This is a genomic window from Maritalea myrionectae, assembly GCF_003433515.1.
Lineage (GTDB): Bacteria > Pseudomonadota > Alphaproteobacteria > Rhizobiales > Devosiaceae > Maritalea > Maritalea myrionectae.
This window is the reverse complement of the sequence record NZ_CP021330.1, coordinates 2316992-2339065: the sequence shown is the minus strand read 5'-3', so window position 1 is coordinate 2339065 and position 22074 is coordinate 2316992. Positions and strand designations below refer to the sequence as shown.

At 51.8% G+C, this 22074-nt stretch carries 23 protein-coding genes; 20 read left to right on the top strand and 3 right to left on the bottom strand.

Going from position 1 to position 22074, the window contains the following annotated elements; genetic code table 11:
- Positions 1-182: 182 nt before the first annotated feature.
- The gene (locus MXMO3_RS11805) at positions 183-1175 is read left to right on the top strand and encodes a sensor domain-containing diguanylate cyclase (RefSeq protein ID WP_162889239.1); all 993 of its coding nucleotides are present in this window, start codon (positions 183-185) and stop codon (positions 1173-1175) included.
- A 313-nt stretch (positions 1176-1488) separates the two neighbouring features.
- Here MXMO3_RS11805 and MXMO3_RS11800 read toward each other — a convergent pair whose 3' ends face one another.
- Positions 1489-1938 (bottom strand): MaoC family dehydratase, encoded by a 450-nt coding sequence (locus tag MXMO3_RS11800; protein WP_027833355.1) that lies wholly within the window; start codon positions 1936-1938, stop codon positions 1489-1491.
- Positions 1939-2027: 89 nt separating this feature from the next.
- Here MXMO3_RS11800 and MXMO3_RS11795 point away from each other — a divergent pair, with 89 nt between their 5' ends.
- From MXMO3_RS11795 to MXMO3_RS11735, 13 genes are all read left to right on the top strand, one after another.
- Positions 2028-2594 carry a MaoC family dehydratase gene (locus MXMO3_RS11795; RefSeq protein WP_117395998.1) on the top strand — a complete coding sequence of 189 codons (567 nt, stop codon included), beginning with the start codon at positions 2028-2030 and terminating at the stop codon, positions 2592-2594.
- Positions 2587-3723 (top strand): type 2 periplasmic-binding domain-containing protein, encoded by a 1137-nt coding sequence (locus tag MXMO3_RS11790; RefSeq protein ID WP_117395997.1) that lies wholly within the window; start codon positions 2587-2589, stop codon positions 3721-3723. Before MXMO3_RS11795 ends, MXMO3_RS11790 begins: the two co-directional genes overlap by 8 nt.
- The gene (locus MXMO3_RS11785; RefSeq protein WP_027833353.1) at positions 3720-4895 is read left to right on the top strand and encodes a CaiB/BaiF CoA transferase family protein; all 1176 of its coding nucleotides are present in this window, start codon (positions 3720-3722) and stop codon (positions 4893-4895) included. The genes MXMO3_RS11790 and MXMO3_RS11785 overlap by 4 nt, the downstream gene beginning before the upstream one ends.
- Positions 4896-4922: 27 nt before the next feature.
- Complete coding sequence (locus tag MXMO3_RS11780) at positions 4923-6236, top strand: extracellular solute-binding protein (RefSeq protein WP_117395996.1); 1314 nt, start codon at positions 4923-4925, stop codon at positions 6234-6236.
- Positions 6237-6351: 115 nt separating this feature from the next.
- Positions 6352-7245: a carbohydrate ABC transporter permease gene (locus tag MXMO3_RS11775; RefSeq protein ID WP_117396802.1), complete on the top strand. Its 894-nt coding sequence runs from the start codon at positions 6352-6354 to the stop codon at positions 7243-7245.
- A complete protein-coding gene (locus MXMO3_RS11770; RefSeq protein ID WP_027833350.1) occupies positions 7245-8090 on the top strand; it encodes a carbohydrate ABC transporter permease in 846 nt (281 codons plus the stop codon). The genes MXMO3_RS11775 and MXMO3_RS11770 overlap by 1 nt, the downstream gene beginning before the upstream one ends.
- 2 nt (positions 8091-8092) lie before the next feature.
- Positions 8093-9214 carry an ABC transporter ATP-binding protein gene (locus MXMO3_RS11765; protein WP_117395995.1) on the top strand — a complete coding sequence of 374 codons (1122 nt, stop codon included), beginning with the start codon at positions 8093-8095 and terminating at the stop codon, positions 9212-9214.
- Positions 9201-10319 (top strand): mandelate racemase/muconate lactonizing enzyme family protein, encoded by a 1119-nt coding sequence (locus MXMO3_RS11760; protein WP_117395994.1) that lies wholly within the window; start codon positions 9201-9203, stop codon positions 10317-10319. The genes MXMO3_RS11765 and MXMO3_RS11760 overlap by 14 nt, the downstream gene beginning before the upstream one ends.
- Before the next feature lie 5 nt (positions 10320-10324).
- Positions 10325-10984 carry an RraA family protein gene (locus MXMO3_RS11755; RefSeq protein WP_117395993.1) on the top strand — a complete coding sequence of 220 codons (660 nt, stop codon included), beginning with the start codon at positions 10325-10327 and terminating at the stop codon, positions 10982-10984.
- 2 nt (positions 10985-10986) lie between these two features.
- Positions 10987-12099, top strand: coding sequence for an enolase C-terminal domain-like protein (locus MXMO3_RS11750; RefSeq protein ID WP_117395992.1), 1113 nt, complete (start codon positions 10987-10989; stop codon positions 12097-12099).
- Positions 12100-12132: 33 nt separating this feature from the next.
- Positions 12133-12453 (top strand): UxaA family hydrolase, encoded by a 321-nt coding sequence (locus MXMO3_RS11745; RefSeq protein ID WP_117395991.1) that lies wholly within the window; start codon positions 12133-12135, stop codon positions 12451-12453.
- Positions 12454-12490: 37 nt separating this feature from the next.
- Positions 12491-13339, top strand: coding sequence for an amidohydrolase family protein (locus MXMO3_RS11740; RefSeq protein ID WP_117395990.1), 849 nt, complete (start codon positions 12491-12493; stop codon positions 13337-13339).
- Between the two features lie 112 nt (positions 13340-13451).
- Positions 13452-14234, top strand: a complete 783-nt coding sequence (locus MXMO3_RS11735; RefSeq protein ID WP_162889238.1) for an IclR family transcriptional regulator — start codon at positions 13452-13454, stop codon at positions 14232-14234.
- Here MXMO3_RS11735 and MXMO3_RS11730 read toward each other — a convergent pair.
- On the bottom strand, positions 14231-15286 hold the full coding sequence (locus MXMO3_RS11730; protein ID WP_117395988.1) for a Gfo/Idh/MocA family protein: 1056 nt from the start codon (positions 15284-15286) through the stop codon (positions 14231-14233). The two genes, MXMO3_RS11735 and MXMO3_RS11730, sit on opposite strands and share 4 nt — an antisense overlap.
- 135 nt (positions 15287-15421) lie before the next feature.
- On the opposite strand from MXMO3_RS11730, the gene MXMO3_RS11725 reads away from it, so the two are divergent.
- Genes MXMO3_RS11725 through MXMO3_RS11705 form a run of 5 tightly spaced genes read left to right on the top strand, consistent with a single transcriptional unit; the run spans position 15422 to position 18912 of the window.
- Entirely contained in the window at positions 15422-15751 is a 330-nt protein-coding gene (locus tag MXMO3_RS11725) for an L-rhamnose mutarotase (RefSeq protein WP_027833341.1), read from the top strand.
- A 39-nt stretch (positions 15752-15790) separates the two neighbouring features.
- Complete coding sequence (locus MXMO3_RS11720; protein WP_117395987.1) at positions 15791-16117, top strand: UxaA family hydrolase; 327 nt, start codon at positions 15791-15793, stop codon at positions 16115-16117.
- A complete protein-coding gene (locus MXMO3_RS11715) occupies positions 16114-17304 on the top strand; it encodes a UxaA family hydrolase (RefSeq protein ID WP_117395986.1) in 1191 nt (396 codons plus the stop codon). The genes MXMO3_RS11720 and MXMO3_RS11715 overlap by 4 nt, the downstream gene beginning before the upstream one ends.
- An 8-nt stretch (positions 17305-17312) precedes the next feature.
- A complete protein-coding gene (locus tag MXMO3_RS11710) occupies positions 17313-18050 on the top strand; it encodes an SDR family oxidoreductase (protein ID WP_117395985.1) in 738 nt (245 codons plus the stop codon).
- A gap of 13 nt (positions 18051-18063) precedes the next feature.
- A complete protein-coding gene (locus MXMO3_RS11705; RefSeq protein ID WP_117395984.1) occupies positions 18064-18912 on the top strand; it encodes a fumarylacetoacetate hydrolase family protein in 849 nt (282 codons plus the stop codon).
- A 435-nt stretch (positions 18913-19347) separates the two neighbouring features.
- On the opposite strand, the gene MXMO3_RS11700 is transcribed toward MXMO3_RS11705, so the two are convergent.
- Positions 19348-20865, bottom strand: a complete 1518-nt coding sequence (locus MXMO3_RS11700; RefSeq protein ID WP_117395983.1) for an aldehyde dehydrogenase (NADP(+)) — start codon at positions 20863-20865, stop codon at positions 19348-19350.
- A gap of 262 nt (positions 20866-21127) precedes the next feature.
- On the opposite strand from MXMO3_RS11700, the gene MXMO3_RS11695 reads away from it, so the two are divergent.
- Positions 21128-22039, top strand: coding sequence for an ABC transporter substrate-binding protein (locus MXMO3_RS11695; protein ID WP_036221053.1), 912 nt, complete (start codon positions 21128-21130; stop codon positions 22037-22039).
- Positions 22040-22074: the final 35 nt, after the last annotated feature.

Sequence of the window (22074 nt, the reverse complement as noted above, 5' to 3'; positions counted from 1 at the left end):
CAACAAGAACGATTAGTTTGAGCAATTATCCTCTGCAAAGAGGGAAAGCTGTGTGCCCAAGCTATCTTGATACATCCGTTGCGCCGTCGAGTTGGATGTTTCAGGTGGCGAAATATTTCTGCGGGAAGGTGACATTTCTTAACCTCAATCAACTAGGCTTAACTCTACTTCAACATCCAGATATGCGAAAAAAAGTGGAAGATTTCGACCTGTTTGCAGATGATATTGACGCGGTTAACACCATCGTCAAAACGCAGGAATCGCTGTTCGATACCGAGCAGCGATTGGGCGCCATGCTTGACGCTATGCCCATTGGGCTTCTGTTTCACACTCAGCAGGGTATTCTTTATGCGAATGACCAAGCCTGCCAATTGCTGCATGCAAAAAAGTCTGAATTGTTTGGGCGTCATTTTCTAGATTTCATTCGGGAAAACGAGTTTTTGGAGGTCAATGAACTGCTGCAAAGTGCATTCGCAGCGGGCCAGAAAGCTGTCGAAATTGAAAGTGTAATCTCCTGCAAAGACCGGTCCGATCGATTGATCAAAATCACGACCAGTCGGCTGCCTTGGGACGGGACGCCTGTGATCCAGATTTTGTTTCAAGACATCACCGCACAAAAGCGGGCTGAGCAATCCTTGCGCAAGCTCTCCATTACGGATGAACTCACAGGTGCCTACAATCGCCGTCATGTTTTTTATGAAGCAGAAAGCTATCTGCAGCAGGATGTAGTGCCACCAATTACTATCGCCATGCTGGATGTTGATCATTTTAAGTCGGTCAATGATACATATGGGCACGCGCTTGGCGACAAAGTGCTTCAGGAAATCACCCGGATGGCGCATGAGTTTGTGCCGACGATCAAAAACTGCAAATCAGCGATGTTTGCGCGTATCGGTGGTGAGGAGTTTTTGTTTTTATTGCCCGGCCCTCAAGCCAGCGAGGGAGTGGCGGTTGCTGATGAATTCAGGCGATCACTCATGCGACTGCGCATTCCAAATGATGATGGTCATTTGGTCAGCATAACGGCAAGTTTTGGGGTGGCTGGGTATCAGAAAACTGACAAGACCATCGATAAATTATTAAGTCGAGCCGATGCTGCGCTTTATCAGGCAAAGGAAAATGGTCGCAATCAGGTTTGCCTGGCTGCGTCCCATTCCCCACAATTGACTGAATAAGGCTCCACTCGGCGAAATCGCCATAACTCGCAGACAATATGTTTGGTCCACCTTCGCGTCCAGGCTCGACTGCCGACTTCGGGCCGAGGGCATCAGGGACAATGACGGGTACTTGATGTCGGCCATTGGGAGGTGTGACTGCAAGTAGTACTTAGGCGTCACACTTCCCTTTGGGTCATAGCTCGTCAAGTGTTTGTCGAAATGCCAAAAGCGGACTAAGAGCGTGGAAGTTTGATGCTGCATAAGTCCCAGCTTCGGCGGAACTGTTGCAGTTGCTCAGTGAAGTCTACAAGCGCAATTTGGCCGGCATTGCCTACGCATCTCGCTTCTTGACCAGAAGAATATGCTCGCAAAACAGCACCGTTTCGCCGCGTTGATTGAGCACGGAGCAGGCTTCCGTGATCTGACCAAACGCCGCTCGTTTCGGGTCGTCAATAGCTTTGCTGATTTCAATCTCCGTATGAATGGTGTCGCCGATAAAGACAGGCTTGGGGAAACGCAAGCGTTCATAGCCGTATGTCATTGCGTGGGGATTGATGGTGGTTGCTGTTAAACCAATCCCGATTGTAAAAGTCATGGTCCCGTGGGCAATCCGCTGTTTGAACGGTTGGGTTTTGCAAAATTCTTCATCCATGTGGTGGGGAAAATAATCCCCGCTATGCCCTGCATGCACAACAAAATCTGTTTCAGTGATCGTGCGCGCCAAAGTGGTTCTTCTCTCCCCCAGGCTGAATTCTTCAAAGAATCTAGGCTCTTGGTTCATATCTTTTCTCCATGTTTTGTATATAAAACTATATTTGACATATGAAAAAATCAAGATTAAAGTGCTTTCAAGTTGGAGGAGAGGGTTCGATGACGATTCAAATTGGCACTCATGTGCGACCGCCAAAAGATATGCCTGCAGCGCATGGCGAGGTGCCGGTCTGGAATGCCGAAAATTGGTATTACGAAGATTTTGAAATTGGAGATCGCTTACGCAGCCTGCGCCGTACCATTTCAGAAGGGGAGGCGATGCAATTCAACACAATGGTGATGGATTTGCACCCCTATGTGGCTGACGCGCACTTTGCTGAGAAAGAAGGGGTTTTCGGCCGACGTCTTGTGGCGGGCGCCCAAGTCTTTGCTTATGGTCTTGGACTAGCGGCCACCAATTGCCTCAATTCCTTTTCCTATGGATATGACCGACTGCGCTTTATCAAGCCCGTATTCATTGGCGATACGATTTACACAATCCGCGAAAATCTTTCCAAAGAACCCAAATATGACGATATGGGCCTTGTGCGGGTGAGCTACTCCGTTTTCAAGGGTGAGGGTGAGCAGGTGCTCTATTGTGAGCATTTGATGACCGTCAAGTATCAGCAGGCAAGCGCTGAGCAAAGTCAGGTGGGTCGCAAGGCTGGGGAGGGTGATAGTGAGTGAATTGATCACCCTGCGCGGCATGACTTGGGACCATATACGCGGTTTCGACCCGATGGTGGTGACCTCGGAAGTGTTTTGTGACCGTCACGACCGAAACGTCCGCATTGTTTGGGAAAAGCGATCACTGCAAGCTTTCGCTGATCGACCCATTGAGGAAATGGCGGAATATGATCTGATGGTGATCGATCACCCGCATGTGGGCGATATCGCTGACACCGGGATTTTGACCCATTTTGACGGGCAGGGTTTTGATCCCGAGTTGACCACGCTCGAAACGCAGTCCGCCGGGCTCTCACATCCCTCCTATGCATTTAATGGCCATCAATGGGCACTAGCAATTGATGCAGCCACGCCTGTTTCGGCTGTGCGACCCGACCTCCTGCCAATAGTGCCGGAGCATTGGGATGAGGTGGTTGAACTTGCAGAGGCCGGCAAAGTGATCTGGCCACTGATTCCCATCAACGCTTTGATGAGCCTATTCAATGTGTTGGCCAATATTGATGAAGATTTTGGTCAGGGCGAACAGGGCATGGATGTTGATGTGGGCGAATGGGCCATTGGGCAAATGATGCGCGTCGCGCGGCATTTGCCGCGTGAAAGCTTTGATCTGGATCCGATCGCCGCCTATGAATGGCTGTCTTGCCGTTCGGCGCAAAGCTATTGCCCATATCTCTATGGCTATACGAATTATGCCCGCGCAGGATTTCGACCGCATCTGGTTACGGCCGCAAATATTCCGGCCTTTGGTTCAAATGGCCCGAAAGGGTCGCCGATTGGCGGAACAGGCATTGCGGTCTCCTCCCGTTCACGACACCAACAAATTGCACTCGAATATGCATTTTGGATTGCATCGGCAGACTGCCAAAAAGGTTTGTTTTTTGATGCAGGTGGACAGCCTGGTAACCGGGTTGCGTGGACTGACGCCCGGTGCAACAGCCAATCGGCAGACTTTTTTAACAACACGCTGGAAACGCTGGAGCGGTCATATCTACGACCGCGCCACAAGGGGTATATGTGGTTTCAGGACCGCGCAGGCGAGTTTGTGCGCAATGCGCTGATGGAAGAAATCAGCGTTGGCGAAGCCATTCGGCAAATCAATGAACACTATAAGCGGAGCTTGCCTCAATGAACGGCGTGGCACACATAAATTCAGATATGCTGGAAGGCCTCTTGGTGGTGGATTTTTCCCAGTTTCTGGCCGGGCCGTTGGCGGGCTTGAAATTGGCTGATTTTGGCGCGCGCGTCATAAAGATTGAGCGCCCCGAAGTGGGGGATCTTTGCCGCTATCTCTATCTATCTGAAATTGACGTTGCGGGCACCAATACACTGTTTCACGCCATTAACCGCAACAAGGAAAGCTACGCTGCGAATTTGAAAGATTCCGCAGATTTGAACAAGGTTAAGCAGCTTTGTGCCAAGGCGGATGTGGTGATCCAGAATTTCCGCCCCCATGTGATGAAAAAGCTCGGTCTGGATTATGAAAGCCTCAAGGCTATCAATCCCGGGCTCGTATACGCTTCTATTTCCGGCTATGGTGAAACAGGAGACTGGAAGGATTTGCCCGGCCAGGATTTGTTGGCTCAGGCCAAATCCGGATTAATGTGGCTATCTGGCGATGCCGATCAGGCTCCCACGGCCATGGGCTTGGCTGTGGCTGATCAACTGGCCGGCAATATGGCCGTGCAAGGCATCTTGGCGGCACTTGTCCGGCGCGGATTATCGGGCCGTGGTGCCCATATTCAAACCAGCTTGCTCGAAGCGCTAATTGATTTCCAGTTTGAAGTGCTCACCACTCATCTGAATGATGCTGACAAAAGTCTGCCTAAACGCAGCGCAGTGAACAACGCCCATGCTTATCTCGCGGCACCCTATGGGGTTTATGCCACCCAGGATAGCTATGTGGCTATTGCTATGACCCCCGTCGACCAACTTGGCGCACTGATCGGGGCGCCTGATCTTGCCGCGATGCACGACAAGGACAAATGGTTTGAGCAGCGAGACGAGATTAAGCAACTTCTAGCTGACCACCTCAAAACCAGAGATACGGCACATTGGATGAAGTTATTCGTGGATGCGGATATCTGGGCATCCGAGGTGTTGAATTGGCCAGAAATGTTCCAATCAAGCAGCTTTCAAGAATTAGATTTGATCCAGACTTTGGATCTTGGCGAAGGCAAAACGATCAAAGCGATGCGTTCGCCCATTCGTGTTGACGGCGAGGTGCTCAAAAGCACCAAACCCGCACCGACCATTGGAGAACAAAATGCTCAAATCGAGCAGGAGTTCTCTTTAACGGCTTAAACAGCTTTTCACGCAAGGGAGGAATTGATGAAACTGTTAGGAAAAATATCAACAACGCTTATGGCAGGTGCAACTGCACTGTCCATGGCAGGGGGCATGGCCCATGCCGGTGAGTTTGATGGCTATACGCTGCGCGTCAAACTGATCGGGGGGGCTCAATATGAGCCACTTTATACCCGCATCCCCGAATGGGAGGAAATGACCGGAGCTAAGGTCGAAATCCTGTCCCGTAAAAACCATTTTGAGCTGGATCGTGAGATTAAACAAGACATTGCGTCGGGCTCAATCAATTGGTGTGTGGGGTCAAACCACACCAGCTTCGCGCCTCAATATGGCAGCCTCTATGTCGACTTGAATGTCATTATGGATGATGAAGCGATCAACGCCATCTCGGAAAATGTGATTAATGCAAGCACTGTTGATGGTCGGTTGGTGCAACTGGCCCGCCACTCAGACGTGTCCAACCTTTATTACATCAAGTCTTTGTACGAGGATGAGAAGAATAAGGCCGACTTTAAGGCTGAATATGGCTATGATCTGATGCCGCCCGAAACATGGGCTCAGGTCAAGGATCAGGCCATTTTCTTCGCGGATCCGCCAAACTTTTATGGCACCCAATATGTGGGTAAGGACGAAGGCATTTCAGGTCGGTTCTATGAAATGCTGATCGCTGAAGGTGGCACATTCTTTGACGCAGATGGCAAAGCGGCCTTCAACTCACCAGAAGGCGTGCGCGCGCTGCAATGGTTTGTTGATCTTTACGAAGCAAAAGCGGTGCCTGCCGGTGTGCCCAACTATCTTTGGGACGATACGGGCCTTGGCTTTGCGTCTGGTAACGTGGCCCTCAACCTCGATTGGGGCGGCTGGGCAAGCTATTTCAACAGCGATGACAGCAAAATCCAGGGTGATGTTGGTCTAATCAGGGCGCCAAAAGGCTCTAGCGGCAAACGCACTGGTTGGTCAGGTTCTCACTCCTTCTCGATCACGGAAGCGTGTGACAACAAGCAGGCTGCCGCTTCGTTTGTGTCATTCTTGACCAACTTTGACAGCCAGATGATAGAAGCGCGTACAGGCCTATTGCCCACACGCCCCGATGCCATCGAAGCTATCATTGAAGAGTCCAAGCAAGCCGGTGATGATTGGCTGGTACATGTTTTTGAAACATTCGGTGCCTCTATGGCAGAGGATGCATTTGCTGTGCCATCAACACATCTCTGGATTCCTATCTCCAATGAGCTGTTCCCTGAACTGCAAGCTGCCATTGTTGGCGAAAAGACCGCCCAGCAAGCGTTGGATGACGCTGCAGCAGCAGCTAACCAGCTGATTGAGGACGAAGGCTAAGGCTTAGCCTTACCCCAACACAAACAAAGCAGCGGGACTATTGTCCCGCTGCTTGCTAAAATTGGGCAGAATTGTTGGAGATGAAATGTCAGTTTTGACAAATATCAAGAGAAAGATGTTCTCGGAACAGGCAACACCTTATGTGTTGTTGTTGCCAGCCATTATCATGATTTTGATTGTGGTATTGTTCCCGCTACTCTTTTCTCTTTACACCAGTTTTACCCCTTACAAACTGACAAGGCCGGACACTTTGTGGAAGTTTGTGGGGCTTCGCAACTATGAGCGCATTTTCACAGACTGGGATTTCTGGGTGGCCTTTGGCCGTACCGTCTTGTTCCTTGCCATCGTTATCAATCTTGAGTTTCTGTTTGGTCTGGGCATTGCCTTGCTGATCAACAGGATCACTTGGGGTCAGCGTACGCTGCGCACCATCATGATGTTTCCCATGATGTTTTCGCCGATCTTGGTGGGGTTCCAGTTCAAATTTGTCTTCAACGACAATATCGGGCTCATGAACAATGCCTTGCAATCGTTAGGCATTACGGATCAAGCCATCCCCTGGTTGGTTGATGGTACATTGGCCATGGGTGCCATTGCCTTTGCCGAGATATGGATGAGCACAAGCATCTTTGCCATTTTGCTGTTGGCCGGGCTGTTTGCCATGCCCAAAGACCCGCTTGAGGCGGCGCAAGTGGATGGCTGCAATGCTTGGCAAACCTTCCGACACATCACGTTGCCCTATCTGATGCCATTTGCCTATATCGCCATGACCATTCGGTCGCTGGATGTGGCACGCGCCTATGATGTGGTCGACACCATGACCGGGGGCGGGCCCGCAGGCCGTACCGAGTTGCTTTGGACCTTGATTGCCCGCACTGGCTATGACAGCGCGAGCATGGGTAAAGCAAACGCCATGGCCTATGTTTCCATCCTGCTCTCGATTGCCTTCACTTATTTCTTCTACACCAAACTCGTCGCAGCCCGGCGCTATATGGGAGGCGCACAATAATGAGCTCGCAAACCAAAACAACATTGAACTGGATCGGCACATTTATTGTGATGTTGATCATCACCATGCCTGGAATTTGGGTCATTCTATCCGGTTTCCGGCCCTTGCAGGAAATTTTGGCGAAACCAGCGATCTGGATTCCACAGCGGCTGACCCTAGATAATTTCCGGGCAATTTTTGGCATTGGTGAAACGCAGATCGCGATCCCGGTCGTGGCCTATTTCCGCAACTCAATCATCATTGCCACCACCAGCACTTTGGTTGCCATTGTGGTGGGTATTTCTGGCGGCTATGCCTTTGCCCGTTATCGCTTTCGGTTCAAAAATACCCTGTTTCTGGGGTTGATGTTGTCGCGCACCGTGCCCGGCATCGCCTTGAGCTTGCCCCTATTCATTCTATGGGCACGTCTGGGCTGGATCGACACACAGTTTGGTTTGATCCTTGTCTATGTGGCGCTGAATGTGCCTTTCACCATCTGGTTGATTGACGGGTTCTTCCGTCAAATCCCAAAAGAGCTGGCCGAAGCGGCTGAGGTGGATGGTTGCACAAGGTGGCAGGCTTTTTGGCGAATTGAGTTTCCGCTGGCCAAATCCGGCATTGCCTCCGCAGGTATTTTCGCCTTCCTCACCAGTTGGAACGAATATGCTCTGGCCAGCAACCTGACACGGTCCACAAACAGCAAAACACTGCCGGTGGGGCTGACCGATTTCATCGCGCAGTTCACCACCGATTGGGCAGGCATGTGCGCTATGGCCTTTATCATCATTGTTCCAGCTCTCGTGCTGACATTTATCGTTCAAAAACACCTCATTGCCGGCCTCACATTCGGCGGCGTAAAGGGATAAAAATGACTGAAGTTTCACTCCAGCAAGTTGTAAAACGCTATGGGCAGCTTGAAGTTGTTCATGCCATTGACCTTGAAATTAGGCACTCTGAATTTGTCGTGCTGGTCGGACCATCCGGGTGCGGTAAATCCACAACCCTGCGTATGATTGCCGGGCTTGAGGAAATCTCCGATGGCACCATCAAGATCGGCGACAAGGTGGTGAACAAATTGCCGCCGCGGGACCGCAATATCTCCATGGTGTTCCAAAATTATGCGCTCTATCCGCATATGAGTGTGCGCGAGAATCTGGGGTTTGGATTGAAAATTGCCAAACATCCGGAAAGCGAAATCAACAAGCGGGTTGAAGAGGCAGCGGAAATTTTGGGCCTGGGCATGTTGATGGATCGGCTGCCGGCCGAATTGTCAGGTGGCCAGCGTCAACGGGTGGCCATGGGACGTGCTATTGTGCGCAACCCGGATGTCTTCTTGTTTGACGAACCCTTGTCCAATCTGGATGCCAAACTGCGCGTACAAATGCGCACGGAGATCAAAAAGCTACACAAGCGGGTCAACAACACGATTGTTTATGTGACCCACGATCAGGTTGAAGCCATGACGCTTGCCGATCGGATTGTGATCATGCGCGATGGCCATATCGAGCAGGTGGGCAGCCCGCTCAAGGTGTTCGATCACCCCAACAACACGTTCGTGGCCTCATTCATCGGCAGTCCCCCTATGAACCAGCTGTCTGGCAAGGTGATTGAGAAAGAGGGAGTGCCGCATATAGATCTTGAAGGCAATTTGACTATTCCGGTGCCGAACCGGGCAAGGAACCATGTCCAGATCGGACAACAGGTCATTGTTGGCGTGCGCCCCGATGATCTGACCCCCGAGGGACACGGCATGTCGGATGTGGGCGAAATCGTTAGCTTTGATCTCAGTGTGAGCATTTCCGAACCTTTGGGCACGGAGTCCATCCTGTTCTCAACCATTGGCAACAATGAAGTACAGGGCAAAATGCTGAACCCGCGTCCGATCGAGGGCGAGGAACGACTGACTTTCAACCTCTCGCTGGATCGTACTCACCTGTTTGATGCCGAGACCGGCCAAAATGTGCTTGGACATTCCGATGGCTCAAATTGAACATGTCAAACTGCTCATGGTTGATCTTGCGCCGAAGGTGAAGCGCACGGATGCCATTCAAAGCTTTGAAAGCCAGGAAACACCCATGGTGTTTATCACCGATAGTGATGGCGCGACTGGCATCGGCTACAGCTACACGATCGGCACCGGCGGACCGGCAATCATGTCGTTGTTGGAAAAAACGCTGGCACCACGACTATTGGGGCGTGACCCGACGGAGATTGAAAAAATCTGGCGCGATTTGCTTTTCGCGACCCACGCCACGAGTGTGGGGGCCATAACCTCACTGGCGCTCGCCGCCATTGACACTGCGCTGTGGGACTTAAAATGCAAAAAGGCCAGCCTGCCACTCTATAAAATGGCTGGAGGCGCCAAAGATCGTATGCCCCTTTATTCCACGGAAGGTGGCTGGTTGCATTTGAGCCCCGAAGAGTTGGTGGCTGATGCATTGGCGCGCAAAGCCGAAGGCTTCAAAGGTGCCAAAATCAAAATTGGCCACGAACTGGCGGCCCATGATGAGGCGCGTCTGAAAGCGGTGCGCGAAGCGGTGGGTGATGAATTTGAAATCATGACGGACGCAAACCAAGCCTTTTCACTATCCGAGGCGCGGCGTCGTACCAGCTTGCTGGAAAAATACAATATCGCCTGGTTTGAGGAACCGCTGCATGCGGATGACGTTGGCAGTCATGAAGTGCTGGCACGGTCCACCAATGTGCCGATTGCCGTGGGCGAAAGCATGTATTCCGCTTCGCAATTCAATGAATATTTGCGCCGCGATGCCGCCTCCATTGTGCAGGTGGATGTGGCCCGGATTGGGGGCATCACTCCTTGGCTCAAAGTCGCGCATATGGCTGAAGCATTTAACGTCTGGGTTTGCCCGCACTTTTTGATGGAGCTGCATGTTTCATTGTGCTGTGCCGTGCCCAACTCCCGCTGGCTGGAGTATATCCCCCAGCTTGATCGGATCACCACATCAGGCATGGCAATGAAAGATGGCTTCGGCATGCCTGCGCAAACACCCGGACTGGGCATAGATTGGGATTTTGGCGCCATTGACAAAATGGCAGTCGAGGGTAGCCGCAGCGAGCTGGATAAAGCGGGGTAGGGCATATGGCAAACTCTCAGGACCAACTGCTTGAATCTCTACGCAGCTGCTACACCGGCGTTGTGCACGACATTATGCGCAAAATGGGGTTGCGCAACTTCACCTTGCCGCACGAAATCACCCCGTTATTGCCTGATCAGGTGCTTTGCGGGCCAGTGTTCACGATTGAGGGGCGCGTCGACGAAACTGCCGATGGTCATCAGACGCTGCTTGAATGGACAGGATTACTGTCCAAAGCCAAGTCGGGCCATATTTGGGTGTCACAGCCCCATGATCACACAATCGCCCATATGGGAGAATTGTCCTCTGAAACATTGATGGATAGGGGCGTGCTTGGCTGTGTTGTCGATGGGGGCATCCGCGACACACATTTTCTCAAAAAACAAGGTTTTCAGGCCTGGCGACGTTTCCATACACCTCGCGATGTTGTGGGGCGCTGGCTGCCGACGGGCTTTGATGTGGACATCATCATCGGCGAAGTGCTGATCCAACCGGGCGATTTTTTGCTCGGCGATTTGGACGGGCTGGTGCGCCTGCCCAAAGCCAATGTGGCTGACATTGTCGCCCAATCTATTGAAGCGATGGGAACCGAAAACAAAGTACGCACCGCCATTTTGGCCGGAACGGATCCGCAGGAAGCCTATTTGAAATATGGGAAGTTTTAGAGATGCGGATAACCGGTTTAGACATAAACTGTTGTCGACTGGATAGTTCGCTCCTGGCGGCCGGGGCCCTCAATGGCCATGACGGTTCGCGGCCCATCGAATTTCTTGTCCTGTCTTTGCAAACAGATGTTGGCATTGACGTTGCCTCTTTTGGTTTTGCTGGCGCCTCTGCGGTAGGCTCGGGCCATCTGGCAAAAGCCGCGTTTGAACCATTATTGCAGGGGCAAAATCCACTTGATCGAGAAAAGATCTGGCAGCAATTCAGAGTTGCGGACAGATGGTGGAACCATTTGCCAATCTATAGCTACGGGCCAATTGATATATGTCTTTGGTTGATCGGCGCTGAAGCGGCAGGACAACCTTTGTATAAGTATATTGGGGCGCACACTGACGAAGTGCCGACCTATTGCAGCTCGTTGGTTTTGCCATCAATCGAGGCATATTGTGACGAGGCGCGCGCCGTAAAGCAGCAAGGTTTTAAGGCCTACAAAATACATCCGCCGGGCAGGGATATCAGTGAAGATATTGAAATTCATCGCGCGGTTCGCAAAGAAGTGGGGCCAGATTTTACGCTTATGTCTGATCCGGTCGCACCCTACAGCTTCGATGAAGCGTTGCGGTTGGGCCGTGAACTGGAAAAGCTCGGCTATCTTTGGCTAGAGGAGCCCCTAGCTGATGAAAATGCGGCGGCTCTACGCAAGTTGACCGCTGCATTGGATATACCAATTGTTGGTGCTGAGGTGCTGGCGAAACACCCCTACAGTTTGGCTGAATATCTGTCGACCAATGTGGTCGATTCTATACGTGCTGATGTGTCCTGGTCGGGCGGCGTGACGGGCGTATTAAAATCCGCGCATCTGGCCGAAAGTTTCGGCGCAAATTGTGAGCTGCATTCAACGATATTTCACCCGTTGGAATTGGTGAACCTGCATCTATGCGCGGCAATTTCCAACAACAGCTATTTTGAACTGCTGACACCAACCACGAAATTCGACTTTGGATTGGCGACGCCCATTGAAATCAATCAGGGCATGGCCAAGCTTCCGGAAAAACCGGGCCTGGGCCTCGAACTTGATTGGTCGTTCATCGACAATTGCACAATTGCAAAGGTGTAACTTATGAATAAAAAAGACAGAAGAGCTTCACCAATGCAAACAGACAGCCGCCTAATCCTTTTGAACCCCAAGGATAATGTGTTGGGTGTGGCGCGGCCCATTCGTGCAGGCGAAAAATTGATTATCGAGGGTGAAGCAGTGGTGCTGGACCAGCACGCAGGCATGGGCTTTAAGATTGCCCGCCATGATATTGCGAACGGCACGCCCATACTAAAATATGCCGCCAAGATCGGCGTGGCGAGCATGGATATCGCCAAGGGTCAATTGGTGCATGTCCACAATCTGCGCAGCACCTATATGGCCAACACGGTGACCACCAGTCATGACTATAAAAAGGATAGTTCATTGCCCTAAGCGGCGGGACTGTTCGGGATTGTGAAAGGGAAAGCATATGATACCGTTGATCGATACGCATCAGCACCTGATGTATAAGGACCGCTTCACCTATGAATGGGCCGGTGGGGTGCCACAACTCGCAGAAGCAGACTTTCCGCTGACCGCCTATCAATCTGTGATCGACAAGGGGCAAATTGCGGGCAGCATCTTTATGGAGACCGCGGTCGACAAGCCGCACTACCAGGATGAAACCAGATTTGTATCATCATTGTGCGAAGATCCCGACAATAACATCCTTGGGTTGATCGCTGCGGCCTTCCCGGAAGATGAAGATACATTTGACGACTGGCTGGAAGAATCCGCTGAAAATCCGCATCTTGTCGGCTATCGCCGAGTGCTGCACGTGGTGGATAATGCGGTGTCTCAAGGTGAAGTGTTCCGTCAGAATGTGCGCAAAATTGGTGATCGAGGAAAGACATTTGATTTGTGCTTTCTCGAAAGTCAGCTTGATGTTGCGTTTGATCTGGCGAAGGCGTGTGACAATACCCAATTGATCCTCAATCATTGTGGTGTGCCAGATGTTGCATCGGGTGACCGAAAGAACTGGTATGAGAAAATGGCACGTTTGGCGCAGCTGGAGCATGTCGCCGTCAAGATCTCTGGTGTTACCGCCTATTGTGGCCCGGGCCAAGATGTGAAAAGCGCTGTTTTGCCATATATCGAAGAGAGCATCAGTCTTTTTGGCTGGGACCGTTGTGTTTGGGGCAGCGACTGGCCGGTGGTCAATATGGGCGATGGCTTGCCAAGCTGGCTAAAAATCACAAAGGAGATTTTTGATAGCGAAGATGCCGCCAATCAGCAAAAGCTGTTTCAGGATAATGCGAAACGCATTTATCGACTTTGAGCAAAAATATGCCGCACCGAAAGGGGTGATTTAGGTGTAAAAGCACCTGTTCAGATTGTCTTGCCCAACATTCTGCCTTAACTTGCCTTCACATGCTTTTGGGAGTGCATTTGTGAGCGATTTGGAAAAATATAACGCGCCAGCATTGGATAAAGGGCTCGACATCATTGAAACGCTTGCTGAGGCTGGCGAAAGCCTCACACAGGGCGAGATCGCCAAGCGGCTTAATCGCTCTGTAAGTGAGATATTTCGTATGTTGGTGGTGTTGCGGCGCCGGGGTCTGATTGCACTGGACGAATCCAGCGACCGTTATTATCTGACAACCCGGCTGTTTGAGCTTGCACACCGCATTCCGATTGTAAAACGCCTGACGGTAGCAGCTGCCCCTGTGATGCAGCGCTTGGCGGTGCAATCAAATCAATCAAACCATTTGGCCGTGCGGTCTGCCGACAGTATCGTGATCGTGGGGCAGGTGGATAATCCAGGCAATAATGTTTTGAGCGTGCGCATGGGCGCGCGCATTGAGATTTGGCGCACATCGTCAGGACGGGTGATCTTGGCCCATTCTGATCCCGAACAACGCGAAAAAGCGATCGCCGCCATACCCCATCCCGACGAAGTTCCCGCTAAACAGCTGCGGACCGAATTGGACCAGATCGCGACCCAAGGCTATGAGCAATTGCACAGCCTTGTGGTGAAAGGCATCGAGAATATCAGTGCCCCAATTTTGGGCTTTGACGGGTTTGCTGCCGCTGCGCTGACCATTCCCTATATGGAACGGTTACAAGGTGGCGTGCCGATCGAAGATTGCCTCGACATGTTGCTCGATGCTGCCGAAAGCATATCTGTGCAACTGGGAGGACCAGCACGCGGCCCTGATCTGGGACGAACCTAGATTTTCGGCAAGGGGTGTGCTGGCACCTCATTGGCTTCAAAACAGGCCTCTACGAGCGCCATGGTTTCAAGGCAGTTTTCCACATTGGTTTCCAGTGCTTCATCTTCACCGATGTGAAAACGCTGCACATTGCGGAAGATGCCGGAAAACGCGTCCGGAAACCATGAGCCTTCAAGGGGAACTTCTTGCCATTGCTGCTCATGCGTGGCGAGCCAAAGTTCATCAGGCTCACCCTCTGGATAATTCAGATTGACGCCAATCTGGGTCACAATCGCGCCCTTGTCGCCTTCAAACCGGAATGAGCATTCCTGAAATTTACGGCCATAATCATGATTGTGATTGAGGGACAACGTGCAGCGCAGCCTGTCGCCATAATCAAGAATAGCTGACGTGCGTGTCTGCGCCATTTTGGCGGAGCGCGGGTCACCAATCGTGCGGGCAAAAACACCTTTGGGTACGCCGACCAGAGAGCGTATCAGATCTAGATAATGGATGGAGTGCACCGCAATTTCGATCCGTTCAAGTTCCTCCAAAAACGGCCACAATTCCCATGGTGTTTTTACATTCAGATGCATTTCGATCTCAAGCAGCTCGCCCAGAACACCCTTACTAAGGGCATCCCGTACGGCCAACATTTGCGGGCTGAAGCGCAATTGAAAATTGATTCCGGCCTTAAGATCGCGGTCACGACAGATCTGCAAAATCTCTTTGGCCTGTTCAAAGTTTGCCCCCATTGGCTTTTGAATCAACACCGTGGCGCCTTCGGGGATTTGGCGCAAAGTCTGCGCAATGGCTGTAGGGGGCAGGGCAAGGTCGTAGATCACATCCGTGCCGTGGACAACAGCGTCGTCTAGAGTGGCAAACACGCGCTGGATGCCCCACTGCGTCGCCACTTCCTGAGCGCGCGCCTGATTTATGTCAAAAATGCCCGCAACTTCAATTTGTTCTGATCTGTAGGTCGGCAAATGTGCATCCACCACAATGCTGCCTGCGCCGATCACAACCGTCGGTGTGGTACGCGATGGTTTTGGCCAACTTTGCATTAAATCCATAAATTCCTCCTCCCGCCCAATGGCCGTAGCACAGAATGGACAAACTCAAAAATATGATGTTTCATTAATAAAAATAGATTTGACATATAAAATAGTCAAGTTTAGTTTATGAGAAACTCAGCAATGGAGCGGGCAATGCAACGCATGGGAATGGTAATTGGGGTGCGGCCTGAATTTATCACGCGCTATAAAGAGCTGCACGCCGAGGTGTGGCCGGAGATTTTGCAAAGCATCAGCGACTGCAACATCAAAAACTACTCTATCTTCTTGCGGGAACCGGAAAACCTATTGTTTGGCTATTGGGAATATGTCGGCACGGATTTTGAGGCGGATATGCAGAGAATGGCTGACATGCCCATCACCAAAAAATGGTGGGAACTGTGCATGCCGTGCCAAAAGCCGCTCGACAGCAAGAAAGAAGAGGAATGGTGGGCGCCCATGGAACAGGTCTTTTTTCATGCCTGATGTTTCCTTGCGAACAACGCGTTAGACGAAAGTACCTTTATGAGCGCAAAGAGCAGCAACACAGATGCGCGGCTGATTTTATTGGATTCTGCAGACAATGTATTGGGCGTGGCACGCCCCATCCGCGCTGGTGAAACGCTGCAAGTGGAAGGGGAAAAGGTGACGCTTGATCAACACGCTGGCACCGGGTTTAAGATTGCGCGTCGTGCTATCGCCAAAGGCGAAGAGATATACAAATATGGTGCCGTCGTGGGCGTAGCGAATGCCAACATCGCCAAGGGAAAGTTGGTGCATGTACACAATATGACCAGCGGGTATATGCCGAATACAAAGCCCGCTAGCAACAACAAACAGGAGACATCATGAAGGGCTATTTGCGCGCCGATGGCCGTAAGGGCATCCGTAATATCGTCACCGTAGTTTACCTAGTCGAATGCGCCCACCATGTGGCGCGGCAAGTGGCCCAACGCTTTGCCCCGCAAGAGGTGCAGGTGATCGGTTTTCCCGGGTGTTATCCGAATGAATATGCCCAATCTATGATGGAACGGCTTTGCACCCACCCCAATGTGGGGGCGGTATTGCTGGTCTCGCTCGGCTGCGAAGGCTTCAATAAGTTGAAGCTGAAAGATGTAGTTGCCGAATCCGGTCGCCCGGTTGAAGTGTTGACCATACAAGGCGAGGGCGGCACGGGCAAAACCATGCAAAAAGGGATCGAGTGGGTCGAGCAGCAATTGCAAAGCCTGAAAGATGCGCCGACGGTTGAGATGGACTGGTCTGAATTGATTGTGGGCACGATTTGCGGCGGATCTGATGGCACCAGCGGCCTCACAGCCAACCCGGCAATCGGGCGGGCATTCGACCAGTTCGTGGAAATAGGCGCGGCCTGTATTTTTGAAGAGACTGGCGAATTGATCGGCTGCGAGCCCCATATGGCGAAACGCGCTGCAACGCCAGAATTGGCCAAAGAACTCGTGCAAAGCATTGAAAAAGCAGCGCGCTATTATGAAGTGCTTGGCTATCCAAGTTTCGCCCCCGGCAATGCCGACGGCGGGCTGTCCACCATTGAAGAAAAATCTATGGGGGCATATGCTAAATCCGGCGCGTCCACCATTTCTGGCTTGATCAAGCCCGGCGATATTCCACCATCTGGCGGCCTATATTTGCTGGACGTGGTGCCTGATGGCGAAGTGCGTTTTGGCTTCCCCAACATCGTCGACAATGCCGAAATTGTTGAGCTGATCGCATGTGGCTCGCACGTCATTTTGTTCGCCACTGGGCGTGGTTCGGTTGTGGGCTCCGCCATTTCACCTGTGGTGAAAGTGTGCGCCAACCCGCTTACCTATAAGCGCATGGCTGACGATATGGACGTAAATGCGGGCAAGATTTTGGACAATGAGGCCAGCCTTGATGAAGTGGGCCAAGAGATTGTTGATCTTGTGGCGCAAGTGGGCGACGGCGAAATGACCCGTTCCGAGGCGCTGGGCCACACTGAATTTATCCTCACCTATAAGAGTTTTGAACCGATTGGACCGGCCTGTTTGCCGGCCGCATAGGAGTTAAAATGCAACGCGTAAAAGACAAGTTTTGCTTGGTCACCGCAGCGGCCCACGGCATTGGCCGCGCCAGTGTAAAACGTCTGGTGGAAGAAGATGCCACTGTTTTGGCAACCGATATTGACGAGGAGGGGTTGGCCTCGTTGGCGGAAGAAACTGGCTGCGCCATAAAGGTGCTCAACGTAATGGACAAGGATGCAATCAAGGCGATTGCAGACGAATATCCAGATATTGATGTGCTGTTCAACTGTGCTGGCTTTGTGGCCAATGGCACTATTTTGGAGTGTGACGACAAGGATTGGGACTTCTCATTCAACCTCAATGTTACGGCCATGTATCAGATGATCAAAGCGATTTTGCCCAACATGATCAAAAAGGGCGGCGGGTCGATCATTAATATGTCCTCAGTAGCCTCAAGTGTGACCGGTGCACCAAACCGTTTTGCTTACGGTGCATCGAAAGCGGCGGTGATTGGCTTGACCAAATCTGTCGCGGCTGACTTTGTAAAAGACAGTATTCGCTGCAATGCAATCTGCCCGGGCACAGTGCACTCGCCTTCGCTTGAGCAGCGCCTGGCTGCGCAGGGGGACTACGAAACTGCAAAGGCACAATTTATCGCACGTCAACCAATGGGGCGCATTGGCGAGCCGGACGAAATTGCTGCACTTGTGGCCTATTTGGCCAGCGATGACAGTGCATATACTACAGGCCAAATTCACATCATTGATGGCGGCTGGACGATCTAAGAGGAATAACAAAATGAAGCTTTTGCGCATTGGCGAACCGGGCCAGGAAAAACCTGCAATCTTGGGGCCGAACGGTGAATTTTATGATGTGTCAGCCCATATTGATGATGTGGCGGGCGAAGTGCTTTCTGATGAAAAGCTGAATGAGCTCTCTCAATTGGACTTGGTGGATTTGCCGCAATTAGACCCCAACCAGCGCATAGGCGCGTGCGTGGGCAATGTGGGCAAATTCATCTGCATCGGCCTCAACTATGCTGACCACGCTGCAGAATCCGGCATGGACGTGCCGTCCGAACCTGTGATGTTTTTTAAAGCCACGTCGGCCATTAGCGGTCCGAATGATGAGGTGGAAATCCCCCGCAAATCAGAAAAAACTGATTGGGAAGTTGAGCTCGGCGTCGTGATTGGCAAGCGTGCCAAATATGTGGATGAGGCCGACGCAATGAATTATGTTGCAGGCTATTGCGTGGTCAATGATCTGTCTGAGCGCGAGTTTCAGATTGAACGCCAAGGGCAATGGGTAAAAGGCAAATCTGCTGATACATTTGGCCCGATTGGCCCTTATCTTGTGACCCGCGATGAGGTTTCAGACCCGCAAAATCTGGATATGTATCTGGATGTGAACGGAGAACGCCGACAAACCGGCAACACCAAAACAATGGTCTATGGTGTGGCCGTACTGGTGTCCTACGTGTCGCAATTTATGAGCCTTCAGCCGGGCGATATTATTTCCACAGGCACACCGCCAGGCGTTGGCATGGGCATGTCGCCACAAACCTATCTGAAGACCGGCGACAAAATGGAGCTGGGCATTGAAGGGCTGGGTGTTCAAAAGCAAACCTGTGTGCCAGCCAAGAGCTGATTCACAGGTGTAGCAGGAACCCGCTTGCGTCAATTATTACGCTGGGTGAGGGGCCGAGTGCCCCGTTCATCCTCGCAACTACCTCATTTTGAAGAACGACATTCAGAGCATTTTGCCATAATCACCAGAGACAGTGGTCACGAGTTTAATGTTCCAGCCCTCTATTGGGGGACTTAACAACGGATGGAGTATGGGCAATACCGGTATATGTGCAAGATTTGTTCTTTATTCGGAAAGTTTCGCCTGGTTTTTCCAACCGTTCTCTCGCCTGAGGTGTGGAATTTCTCATGCAAATGGCGGTCGAGCAGGACCATTTTCTGTCGTTTATTCAATGGTTTTGCACATACTAGGAGGTGATGAAGGCTAGTCGCAGCGGCAACCATGTTGGCGGTTTGCTGGCAATTCCTGCCAGCAAACCAGGTTTGATAACGCTCATTACGCTTTTAGGTCTTCAGGCAGAACTGCCTCCGGCATGTTCTGGTAGCAAACTGGCCGCAGGAAGCGCCGGACGGCCAAGGTGCCGACCGAAGTGGCGCCAAAATTGGTTGAGGCTGGGTAGGGGCCGCCATGCACCATGGAATCGCACACCTCAACGCCTGTTGGGAAACCATTTGCCAGCAATCGACCGGCCTTGCGTTCCAGGACGGGCATCAGGCGCGCGGCCTGGGCCTGATCCGCATCGTCAAGATGCAGTGTACAGGTCAGTTGACCTTCAAGATTTTTGGCAATGGCCAGCATTTCCGCATCGTCAGCCGCACGAATAACAATGCCAAGCGGCCCGAACACCTCTTCGCCCAATTCTTTATTGGCAAGCCAGGTGGCGCCGTCCGTCTCGTAAAGATAGGGGGTGGCATTGCGCAGGTCGCAACTTGTGGTCAACAATTCGCGCACACCCTGAGTGCCAGCCACGCGGTCGCGCCCTTTGCGATAGGCATTGGCAATGCCGTCGGTCAGCATGGTTTGCGCATCGGCACCGCCAAGTGCTTCTTTAGCTGCAGCGACAAACTGGTCTGCCGCTGGGCCGTCCACCACAATGCTGATGCCGGGATTGGTGCAGAATTGACCTGCGCCCATGGTCAATGAGCCTGCCCAGCCCTTGGCAATTTCTTCCGCTCTTTCTGTGGCGGCATGATCAAGGATAAACATGGGATTGATTGACCCCAGTTCCCCGAAGAAGGGAATTGGCTCGGGGCGGGCTGCGCAAAGATCATAAAGAGCACGGCCACCTGCCAGCGAACCTGTAAACCCAACCGCCTTGATCAGCGGGTGGGTCACCAGCGTTTCGCCTACTTTATGGCTGCCGCCCTGAACAATGGAAAAAACACCCGGATGCAGATCGCACTTTTTAATGGCTGCGTGAATGGCCTCGGCCACGATTTCGCCAGTGCCGGGGTGGGCCGGATGGCCTTTGACCACAACCGGACAGCCCGCGGCCAACGCAGAGGCGGTGTCGCCCCCGGCGGTGGAGAAAGCGAGCGGGAAGTTTGAAGCGCCAAATACGGCAACCGGGCCGATCGGGCGCTGCATCATGCGCAAATCGGGGCGCGGCAGCGGTTGTCGGTCGGGCAGGGCCTCGTCATGTCTCAGATCCAGATAGTCGCCTTTTAGAATATGATCGGCAAATAAACGCAACTGACCGGTGGTGCGGCCGCGCTCGCCTTCAAGGCGGCCGGCGGGCAATCCGGTCTCATGTGTCCCTATCTGGGTAATTTGTTCGCCACGCGCCTCAATCTCGTCCGCAATGCACTTGAGAAAATCTGCGCGGACCTGCCGGCTGGTATAGCCGTATGACCAAAAGGCTTCTTCTGCCGCTTCAACAGCATCATTCACCATCTCAGGTGTGCCAGCGGTAAAATTATGGGCCTGGCCACTCGCCGGCGCGTTGGTAAAACGCTCATCGCCGCTTGTCCATTCGCCAGCGATTAGGTTTTTCCCGTGGGGTTCAAATGTCATCTCTTGATCCTTGGTTTTTGTGAATTTTGTAACTTTTGCAGCATTTCAAATGTTCAAAAAGTTTTCGAACATTGTCTGACATTTTCTCTCCAAAATTGTCTATGCCTTTGATTTAGTTTGGACTATCTCGTCTGTCGTTTTTAATTTTATCCTCAAAAATATCTGAGGAATCGTCTTGCCAAATTAAATAATAATACTATAGTACTTTTTATTCAATCGGCCCAGGGAGAGATGGGTCGATGAATTCATAGGGAGGTAAATTATGATTTTCAAAACTACTCTTGCCAGCACAGCTATGGCTGCTTCATTGCTCATGTCAGGTTCGGCTCTGGCGCAAACTATTGGCTTTTCACAGGTCGGCTCTGAAGGGGATTGGCGTCCAGCATTTTCTCAAAATATGCGAGAAACCGCTGAAGATTACGGCGTTGACCTGAAGTTTGCCAACGCGCAAGGCAAACAAGAAGAGCAGCTTCGTGCTGTTCGGGCATTCATCGCGCAGGGCGTTGATGCCATCGTGGTCGCACCGGTTGTGGTGACTGGTTGGGAATCTGTGCTTCAAGAAGCTAAAGATGCCGAAATTCCAGTCTTCTTGGTCGACCGTGATGTGGAAGTGAGTGACAAGTCGCTCTATGTGACCCGCATTTCTGCCGACTTTAACCTTGAAGGTAAGCTTGCCGGTGCCTGGTTGGCAGCCGAATCTGTTGGCACCTGTAAAATTGTTGAGCTGCAAGGCACAACAGGTTCTGCCCCAGCCATTGAGCGTAAGGGCGGCTTTGAGGCTGTGATTGATCAGTTCCCAGCCATGGAAATTGTGGCCACACAGTCTGGTGACTTCACCACTGAAGGCGGCAAAAAGGTGATGGAAGCATTCATCAAATCAACCAACAATCTTGAAGGCATTTGTGCATCATTCGCGCATAATGACAACATGCAGTTGGGTGCCATTCAGGCGATGAAAGAAGCTGGTCTGAAGCCAGGTGAAGACGTGTTGATGGTGTCAGTGGACTATGTGCCTGCCATCGAAGACGCGCTTGAAGCTGGTGATGCCAATGCGTCTGTTGAACTACGTTCTGCAGTTGGCAAATTCATCTACCCTGTCATTCTGGATTATCTTGAAGAGCCAAAAGAGCTCGACAAGTGGATCGTTATTCCAAGCGATCTGCACACCCAGTAAATCGACAGCAGTGCATTTTTCCTAACTAGCAGCAT